Annotated in this window: 6 protein-coding genes; 4 read left to right on the top strand and 2 right to left on the bottom strand. The window is 63.4% G+C overall.

Annotation, left to right across the window (positions count from 1 at the left end; all coding sequences use genetic code 11):
• Positions 1 to 97, top strand: a 97-nt coding sequence (locus RMO81_RS10860) for a putative 2OG-Fe(II) oxygenase (RefSeq protein WP_310475883.1), incomplete at its 5' end; no start/stop codon positions are given.
• Between the two features lie 227 nt (positions 98 to 324).
• Here the strand turns inward: RMO81_RS10860 and RMO81_RS10865 are convergent.
• Positions 325 to 2,871 (bottom strand): TonB-dependent receptor domain-containing protein, encoded by a 2,547-nt coding sequence (locus tag RMO81_RS10865; RefSeq protein ID WP_310475877.1) that lies wholly within the window; start codon positions 2,869 to 2,871, stop codon positions 325 to 327.
• Positions 2,872 to 3,028: 157 nt separating this feature from the next.
• Here RMO81_RS10865 and RMO81_RS10870 point away from each other — a divergent pair, with 157 nt between their 5' ends.
• Positions 3,029 to 3,694, top strand: a complete 666-nt coding sequence (locus RMO81_RS10870; protein ID WP_310475878.1) for a GntR family transcriptional regulator — start codon at positions 3,029 to 3,031, stop codon at positions 3,692 to 3,694.
• Here RMO81_RS10870 and RMO81_RS10875 read toward each other — a convergent pair.
• Positions 3,670 to 4,221: an isochorismatase family protein gene (locus RMO81_RS10875; RefSeq protein ID WP_310475879.1), complete on the bottom strand. Its 552-nt coding sequence runs from the start codon at positions 4,219 to 4,221 to the stop codon at positions 3,670 to 3,672. The two genes, RMO81_RS10870 and RMO81_RS10875, sit on opposite strands and share 25 nt — an antisense overlap.
• A gap of 142 nt (positions 4,222 to 4,363) precedes the next feature.
• Here RMO81_RS10875 and RMO81_RS10880 point away from each other — a divergent pair, with 142 nt between their 5' ends.
• Complete coding sequence (locus RMO81_RS10880; RefSeq protein ID WP_310475880.1) at positions 4,364 to 5,323, top strand: hydroxymethylglutaryl-CoA lyase; 960 nt, start codon at positions 4,364 to 4,366, stop codon at positions 5,321 to 5,323.
• A partial coding sequence (locus tag RMO81_RS10885; protein ID WP_310475882.1) for a hydantoinase/oxoprolinase family protein occupies positions 5,320 to 6,473 on the top strand: 1,154 nt, incomplete at its 3' end. The genes RMO81_RS10880 and RMO81_RS10885, both read left to right, overlap by 4 nt.

Genomic DNA, 6,473 nt, shown 5'->3' on the forward strand with positions numbered 1-6,473 from the left:
GGGCGATCTGCTGCTCTGGGAAAGCTGGCTGCGCCACGAGGTGATGCCGAGCGCTGCCAAGGCGGAACGCATCTCGATCAGCTTCAACTTCGCCTGAAGGGCACCAATCTTCCCCTGTTATAACGGGAGGCGATTGGAGGCTCCGCTTAACTGTCGCTGAAACTTGACGGGCCGGGGCGCGGCCGGGCCACTTCGCAAGTTTTGCACTCCCCCAAAAATCATACGGCCCGTCGCTCCTGGGTGGGGGTGGAGCGACGGGCCGGGCGGGCCCTCCCCGCCAAGTGAGCCGACCCCGGGGGGAGGCGGCCCATCCCAAGGGTGATATCAGAACTTGAAGCTGACTTCACCGCCAATAATGCGCCGTTGACCGGGCGAAATGAACGACCCGCCGAACTCGATCGCCGGAATCACCTCGTTCAGCCACAGCTTGTCGAGCAGATTGTTTGCAAAAACCGAAACTTGCCAGTTCTTGCCTTCGATGCCGGCGCGCAGATTGACGACACCAAACGCATCGCGGCGCGTGACATCATACCGCGCATTGCCCACCACCGCCGGCAGCGCCAGCGCCGAAATCGGCAGCAGACCGCTGAACAGCGTCGGCTTTTCCTGATCCTGCACGCTGTGGAACCAGGTCGGCCCGGTCAGGCGGTAATCGGCGCGGAAATTGGCCTTCAGGGCGTCACTCACCGGCACGCTCACCTGCGTGCCGACGTTCAGCGTGTAATCGGCAGTATAGGGGCTCTTGTTGCCCAGCGTGTCGGGCCGGCTGCGATTTGCCTTGATCTCGCTGTCGGTCATGTTGCCGCTGGCAAACACCGTCCACCCATCGACGATCTTGGCATTCAGGTTGAGTTCCGCGCCCCACAGATCGACCTTGTCGATGTTCGACACCACGCGCAGCAGGCCAAAGCCGCCCACGAAGAATTCGAAGAACTGCATGTCGCGAACTTGGGTGTAATAGGCGGCCAGATCATAGCTGATGCGGCCATCGAACAGATTGCCCTTGATACCGGCTTCGAACGCGGACGAACGCTCCAGGCGATATTGATCGTTGATGGTCACCCCGGCGTTGATGGTGCCAACGGTCACGCCATTGTTGAAGTTGTTGTTCACGATGGCGGCAGAGCCCTGGTTGTTGAAGCCACCGGCCTTGAAACCCACACCCCAGTTGGCGAACAAATTGGTATCGTCGTTCACCTTGTACGAAAGCGTGATCTTGGGCTGCAGCTGCTTGAAGGTGTTCGCCGCCGGCGCAATGGGCCCGCCCACCTGGCCGGGGTTGATCTGCCCGCCAGAGATCGGATCGAGCACGAACGGCACCAGATTTTCGGCGCGGCGGCGCTCGATGTCATAGCGCAGCGCCAGGCCAACGGTGAACTGCTCCACCGGTTTCCAGTCCAGCGAGCCGAAGGCGGCATAGACATCGCTGCGGAAGCGATCGTTGAACAGCTGGCTGGTCGGGTTCGACGAACCGGGCGCGTTGTACAGAGTAGGCGACACGCCCTGGCCGAGATCAGCGCCCAGGCTGATGCCGGTTTCGCGATCGATGTTCAGATAATAAAGGCCAACCGACCAGTTGATCGGACCATCCAACGCGGAGGCATAGCGGACTTCAGCCGACACGTCCTTCTGTTGCCGTGTCTGCAACTGGGTGCCATCGCAGGTCGTCGGGCTGTAGGCGCCGAAGGTGGAGCCATTGGCCGGCGCGAAAATGAACGGCACCGGGATCTGGCCGATGAACGTGGGCGGTGCCAGTGGGTAGCCGGTGAGGGCCGCCGTGGTGGCAAAGCACTGGTTCGACGCCGCCACACTGGTCGGCGTCGCGCCGGGGAAGGTGTAGCGCGCGAAATCTGCCGAGGTGCCATCAGCGGTCAGCGCCTGATCGACATCGGAATAGAGCGCCCAGGCCGTCAGCTTGCCGGAGCCGAAATCATGTTCCACGCGGGCCGAAAGTTCGAACGTTTCCTGTTCGTTGGTCGGCCGAATATTGCCGTAATAACGGAACTCGCGCGCGTTGACGTTTTCATAAAAAGCCGGGTTCACCGCCGCAAAATTGGGCAGGTGGAAGCTGGCGTTGAAGTTGATCGAAGCCCCGGTCAGCTTGGCATAACGGCTCTTCACATCAAGCGTGGTGGCCTCGCCCAACTTGGCGATGATGCGGCCATCGATGCCGTAATTTTCCTGATCATCAACAACCTTGGCATTGCCCAGGAACTCGTTGCGCCAGAAACCATCGGTAGTCTGATAATTGGCCGACAGCACGAAGCCGACGGCATCCGACAGCGGCCCGGCGACATAACCAAAGGCCTGGCCCGTGGCGAGTTCGCCATAATTGGCGCGGAACGCCCCTTCCAGAACGTCGCCCGGCTTGATCGTGGTCATCACGATGGCGCCGGCCGCGGCGTTGCGGCCATAGATGGCGCCCTGCGGCCCCTTCAACACTTCGACCTGGCGCAGCGTGCCCTGCACCTGGTTCAGCTGCGCCGTGTTGGTTTTCAGGATACCGTCAACCACCAGTGCCACGCTCGATTCAGCGTCGCGGGCGCCGTTCAGGCCGCGGATGTTGATCTGGGTGTCGCCGGCTTCGGCCGAACCCGAAACGATGGTCACGCCGGGGGTGAGCTGCAGGATTTCCTGGCTGCGAAACGTGCCGGTGGCGGCCAGCGTTTCGGCGGTGACCACCGACACGGTGGCCGGCACATCGATCAGGCGTTCGCTGTTGCGGCGCGCCGTCACCAGGATTTCACCGCTCTCTTCTTCGGCGGCGGCAACCTGTTGCTGCGCCAGCGCCGGCGTCGCCGCCAGGGCCAGAAGGGAAATCGAAGCCGAGGCCAGCAGGTGCGGGCGGAAAATGCGAGTGGCGCTGATCATATGGTCCCCATGTCGTTACACGCAATGTCGTTGCGAGCTACCCTTCCCGCAGTGCAATCTTGCCGCTATTGTATACAAAACTGCTCGCTGGCAAGCGCACATTCGTCCACAGTGCAGCGATCACGAGACGGCGCGACCATTTTGCAACAGGACGAAGATGCCGGATAACCAAGCAAGTACCAGCAGCGCCGCAGATCGCGCCTATGCCGAGATTCGCGGCCTGATTCTGGCCGGTGATGCAAACCCCGGCACGCCGCTCAGGGAAGAGGCGCTGGCCGATATCGTCGGCGTATCACGCACGCCGATCCGTGACGCACTGCGCCGGCTGGAGGCTGAGCTTTACGCCGTGCGCACGCCAGGCGGACGGCTGGTCGTGGCCGATTGGAACGTCGACGATGTGGTTGAAATGTTTGCCTTGCGGGCCATGCTTGAGGGCCATGCCGCTGCCCGCGCCGCCCGCCGCGTGACGGCAGCGCAACTGGCAGAGCTCAAGTCCTGCAATGCTGCGATCGAGGCCGCGGTGGCCCGGCCGGAACCTGACATCGCCAGCTTCCTCGCCGGAAATCGCCGCTTTCATGATCTGGTGCTGGCCGCTTCGGCCTCGGTCCGCCTGACCACCATGCTGACGGGGCTGGTGGAACAGCCGATCGTGCGCCGCACGGCCACCCGCTATGATCGATCCGATCTGGCGCGATCAGCGCATGAACATGACCAATTGATTCAAGCCTTTGCCGCCCATGACGAAGAGTGGGCATGCGCCGTGATGACAGCCCATATTCGCCGGGCTCTTCATGCTTTTCAGGCTGCAAGCCCTTCGAAATAATTGGTTATTTCCGCCAAGCTGCGCAATTCCGCGGTCTTCGCAGCAAGGTCGAACAAACTGGCTTCATGCACCGCTGGCAAGCGATCACCAACGCCCTCGCGAACGATCACCGGCACAAAGCCATGACAGATCGCATCAACTGCCGAAGCCCGCACGCACCCCGACGTGGACAGGCCGCACATCACCAGCGTGTCGATGCCTGCGCTGTTCAGTCGCATCGCCAGATCCGTGCCGAAAAACGCCGAAGGATATTGCTTGGTGATCACCGCCTCGCCCGGCGCGGGCTCCAGCGGCGGTTCGAAATCACCCATCGGGCTGCCGGCATCGAACAGCTTCAGCGCAGCGATCTTGCGATAGAACACGCCGCCATCGGCGCCGCCAGGCTGATACTCCACGCGGGTGTGGAACACCGGGATACCGTGCGCCCGGGCGGACGCCAGCACCAGAGCGGCAGCGTCCCTTGTGGCCTCAACCCCGGCATAGAGCGGCGATCCGTGATCGAAATAGGCGCGGGCAAAATCAATCATCAGCAGGGCCGGTCGAGGCCCAGGTTCCAGGCCTTGGCCAAAGCCGGCTGCCGTATAATCGCTGTACGCTGTGGGCTGATTCACAAATTCTCTCCGCGCTGCCGTCTATACAGGGGCCATCCAGATTTGTATACAAAACGCCATGATCCCTACTAGTTCAACTCGCGCCGATCCGGTGACCATCGTCGAGGTGTCGCCGCGCGATGGCCTCCAGAACGAATCAACGCTGGTCAGCAGCACCGACAAACTGGCCCTGATCAACCATCTGATCAGCATGGGCGCCAAGCGGATCGAAGTGGCCAGCTTCGTCAATCCGCGGCGGGTGCCGCAGATGGCCGATGCCGAAGCCGTTGTCGCCGGCCTGCCGCTGGCGCCGGGCGTGAAATTCATCGGCCTGTGCCTCAACGAACGCGGGGTATCGCGGGCCATCGCCACATTGGACAGCACCCGCCCGCTGGATGAAGCCGGCTGCGTGCTGGTTGCCAGCGACACGTTTGGCATCGTCAACCAGGGCCAGACCGTCGCCGATGGTATCACCGCCAACAGCGCCATGCTGAAAATGGCGCGGGAAGCCGGCCTGTTCGCGCAAGTAACCATCAGCGCTGCCTTTGGCTGCCCCTATGAAGGCCCGGTGCCGGCGGATCGCGTGGTCGATCTGGCCAAACGCATGGCCGATGCTGGCGCGCAGGAGATCGCGCTCGCCGATACAATCGGTGTTGCCGTGCCGGCCCAGGCTGGCGAATTGACCCGCCGCGTGATCGAAGCCATCGCGCCCGTCCCCATCCGCCTGCACCTGCACGACACCCGCGGCCTGGCCCCGGCCAACGCCTGGGCCGGGTACGAAGCCGGCTGCCGAACATTCGATTCGGCATTGGGCGGCCTGGGCGGCTGCCCGTTCGCGCCGGGCGCAGCCGGCAATGTCGGCACCGAAGAGCTGCTTTACCTGTTTGGCCGGTCAGGCATCGTCACCGGCTATGATCTTGAAACCACGCTGGACGCCAATCGCTGGTTTGCCACCATCATGGGCCGGGCATTGCCCAGCCGGGCGGGCAAGGCCGGGGACTTCATCGCGCGACCTATCCCGACTGGAGCAAAAGAGTGAGCTATAGACTCGGCGTTGATGTGGGTGGCACGTTCACCGATCTGATCGTGATTGATGAGGCCACGGGCCGCGCCGTGCGCGACAAGGTGCCTTCCACCCCGCATGATCCATCAGAAGCGGTGATCGCCGGTGCCCGCCAGCTCTGCGAGAAGGCCGGGATTTCGGCGGCCGATCTGTCGCTGTTCCTGCACGGCACCACGGTCGCCACCAACGCCGTGCTGGAGCACAAGATTGCCCGCGTCGGCCTGATCGTCACCGAAGGCTATCGCCACATCCTGCAGATCGCCCGCAGCCTGGTTCCGGGCGGCCTAGCAGCCTGGATCATCTGGCCCAAGCCGACCCCGATGGCACCGCTGGAAGCCACCATCGAAGCCCCCGAACGCATGGGCGCCGATGGCATGATCGTGCGCCCGCTCGATGAAGCCGCCCTGCGCAAGAACCTCAAGCGGCTGGCTGATGAGAAGGTGGAAGCCATCACCATCTGCCTGATCAACAGTTACATGAACGACGCCCACGAACGCCGCGTCGCTGCCATCTGTGCCGAAGAACTGCCCGGCATCCCGGTCTCGCTGTCGGCCGACATCCTGCCCGAGATGCAGGAATATGAGCGCGCGTTGACCACCGTGGCCAACAGCGCCGTGCGCCCGACCGTGTCGCGCTATGTCGGCAATCTGGAAGCCGCGCTCAAGGATTGGGGCACGCCGGCCAAGCTGTCGCTGCTGCGCTCCGATGGCGGCCTGATGTCAGCGGAAAAAAGCCGAACCGCACCGGTGAATCTGCTGATGTCCGGCCCGGCCGGCGGTGTTGCCGGCGCGGTGTGGGTCGCGAAGAACGCGCAGCTTCCCAACGTGTTGACGCTCGACATGGGCGGCACTTCCACCGATGTCGCCCTTATCGAGGATTATCAGGCCCGCCTGCGCCGGGAAACCAGCGTTGGCCACCTCACCGTGCGCGCCTCCAGCCTGGACGTGAAGACGGTGGGTGCCGGCGGCGGCTCCATCGCCTCGGTGCCCGAACTCACCAAGGCGCTGCGCGTTGGGCCACAATCGGCGGGCGCCGTGCCTGGCCCGGCCGCCTATGGCCGCGGCGGCGAACTGCCAACCGTGACCGATGCCAATGTCGTGCTCGGCTATCTGCCGGAAAACCTGCT

The organism is Sandarakinorhabdus sp. (assembly GCF_031422795.1).
In the GTDB taxonomy this organism is placed as follows: Bacteria; Pseudomonadota; Alphaproteobacteria; order Sphingomonadales; family Sphingomonadaceae; genus Sandarakinorhabdus.